General features: G+C 72.0%; 3 protein-coding genes and 1 pseudogene. All 4 read right to left on the bottom strand.

Annotated elements, in window-relative coordinates:
- A pseudogene (locus ACFXMF_RS47460) lies at positions 1–183 on the bottom strand (hypothetical protein); the annotation flags it as partial.
- The gene (locus tag ACFXMF_RS47465) at positions 180–521 is read right to left on the bottom strand and encodes a hypothetical protein (protein WP_360325164.1); all 342 of its coding nucleotides are present in this window, start codon (positions 519–521) and stop codon (positions 180–182) included. The gene ACFXMF_RS47465 and the pseudogene ACFXMF_RS47460, both read right to left, overlap by 4 nt.
- On the bottom strand, positions 511–1,104 hold the full coding sequence (locus ACFXMF_RS47470; RefSeq protein ID WP_360325167.1) for a sigma-70 family RNA polymerase sigma factor: 594 nt from the start codon (positions 1,102–1,104) through the stop codon (positions 511–513). Before ACFXMF_RS47470 ends, ACFXMF_RS47465 begins: the two co-directional genes overlap by 11 nt.
- Positions 1,105–1,617: 513 nt before the next feature.
- Positions 1,618–1,794 (bottom strand): hypothetical protein, encoded by a 177-nt coding sequence (locus ACFXMF_RS47475; protein ID WP_360325170.1) that lies wholly within the window; start codon positions 1,792–1,794, stop codon positions 1,618–1,620.
- Positions 1,795–2,444: the final 650 nt, after the last annotated feature.

Raw genomic sequence — 2,444 nt, forward strand, 5'->3', positions numbered from 1 at the left:
GCCGCTCTCCGCGCTGCGCGCGTCGATCACGGGGGCGGGCTGGGTCGGGGGCGCTGACGCGCCGGGGGTGGGGTGGCCGGTTGGGGGTGGGTTGGGGGTGGTCGTGGGTGGGGACGGCGGCGGTTCGGCGGGCTCGGGATTGGTGTCCGTGGTGTCCGACGCGACCGCGCCGGGGCGGGTCAATGTGCGGGGTCGTGGGGACCGCTTCGCTTCAGTTCGCACCTCCCGTCCGTGCAGGAGCGGCGCAGGCGGCCGGCCGAGACCGTCTCCATGAGGCCGATTGCCCAGCACATCGGGCAGCCGCGCAGAGCGACCAGGCCGACCGGGGCGAGGAGCAGGCTGGCCGGGCCGGTGACCGGTAGCAGGGCCAGGGATCCGGCGAGTGCGCCGAACCCGATGGCACCGCGGGCCAGATGGCGCGGGACGGTGGCGCTGGCGAAGCCGCCACGTGCATCGGCGGCGGCGTCGGGGGTGGAATCGGGCGGGGCGGGGCGTGTTGCCGTGGTCGAGTCAGGAGTCATGGTCGGATTCCCTCGTTCCCTTCGATCCGGTCGGGTCGTCGTGGAGGGCCTCGCGTACCGCCGAACGGGCGCGGTGCAGGCGGGACTTCATTGCGGCTGTGCCGAGTCCGAGCCGGTCCGCGACGGTGCGGCCGGGCAGGCCCTGGATGTCCCGCATGACCAGCACCTGCCGCTGGTCGTCGGGCAGCGCGGCGATCGCGGCGGCGACGCGTTCGGCTTCCAGGCGCAGCAGGACATCCTCCTCGGCGGACCGCGCGGCGCCGCCGAACGCGTCCAACCCACCGGGATCGTCGGCGGGCCCGTGTTGGAACAGGGCGCGGGTACGCCGCAGGCACTCGTTGCGGACGATCCGGAACATCCACGAGGCCAGTGCCCCGGACGCGCGGAGCATGCCGATCTTGCGGTACAGGATGATCAGCGCTTCCTGAGCCGCGTCCTCCGCGTCCTGGGGCGTGGCGCACAACGTGTGCGCGAATCGGCTCACGTGCGGATAGGAGCCGCGCACCAACGCGGTGAGCGCATCGACATCGCCGCGTTGCGCTGCGGCGACCAGGGTCGCGCCCGGCCAGGTGCGGTCAGACACCCTGACGCCTCCGGCGGCGCAGCAGCGTGACGGTACACGCGCACACCAACAACGCGGCAACCGCGACGGCGATGACGATGACGGCGGTCATGAGGTCCTCCCGGGTGGGGTACGGGGGCGGACGAGGTCGTCCGCACACCTAACACCTATAAGAGGCGCGACGACGCGAAAGGATTCACCCCCGTCCGTAGCCGAATGGTGGTGCAGTCCGTCCCACCCCACAACGCGGAACCACGACCGCACGCCACACCGGGGGGTGGGTCGGTGGACCGATCACCGCGCGGCGACGGCGATCGACGCGGTGGCGTGCAAGCACTGCCGCAACCTCACCTGGTGTGGCCCGCCGGCCCAACGCCCGCCGTGACAGCGGATGTTCCGACGCCTGTCGGGGTCGACCCCACGATCGCCCACGCCCGCCGGCGCCGCGAGGGGGCACGCCCCGCTGCCGTGCCCAGGGCGGAAGCCATACCCCACCCACCCACCCGGCCGGATACGGAAGCCGTAGGCGGCGGCTCAGACGTTTCGTCGGGGGCGTTGGATGCGGACCTCGTGGGCGGTGGACAGGTCCGGGTAGTACGGCAGTTCGAGGTGGCGAACGGTGGTGACGGTCACCGTCGCGTCGTTGCTCCAGGACACCGAGACACCGAAGTCGACCGTGCCGTCGCGGCGGGTGAGGCCGAAGTGCTTCATGGTGTTGCCATCGGAACGTACCTCGGCGGTGACCCAGGCACCGGCAACCGGATCGCCACTCGTACCGGTCACCTCAGCCGTCGCCGTCGCCCACCACGGCCCCTGGCCATCGGGCCGCCCGAGTTCGCTCGCCCTGCCGGTAACGGACGTCACGGCCAGACCCGGCCTCGGAACCGCCGAGGCAGGCATCGAAAACGATCGATCGTCGCGGGCAGGGTGCATGAGACGGCTCTCCAGGGCATGGGCGATCAGTACAGCCTGACCGGCGCAGGCATGCACGGTTCGACGCCCGGATGGTCACCGGGTGAACGACACCCCAACATTGGTTCGGACCGGTTACCACTTCTTGACATGAACGGAACGAATCGCCACCATCCCCACCTCGCCCTCCCCCGCACCCCAGCCCGGTCGGCACACCGCGCTTACGACCCGGGTCCGCCGGCACGCTGCGCTTGCGACCCGGTTCGACCGGCGCGCCGCGCCGCGCCCACGACCTCCGCCCACCAACCAAAGCCCCACCCTCGGCGCGTCAGCGCCCCCGACCCAGCCCGCCCCCGTGATCGACGCGCGCAGCGCGGAGAGCGGCGGAGCCGCAAAACGTTGACTTCGTGGCCCGGAGCGAAGCGAAGGGACACGAAGTCACGAGCGAG

This window comes from Embleya sp. NPDC059213, assembly GCF_042754445.1.
In the GTDB taxonomy this organism is placed as follows: Bacteria; Actinomycetota; Actinomycetes; order Streptomycetales; family Streptomycetaceae; genus Embleya.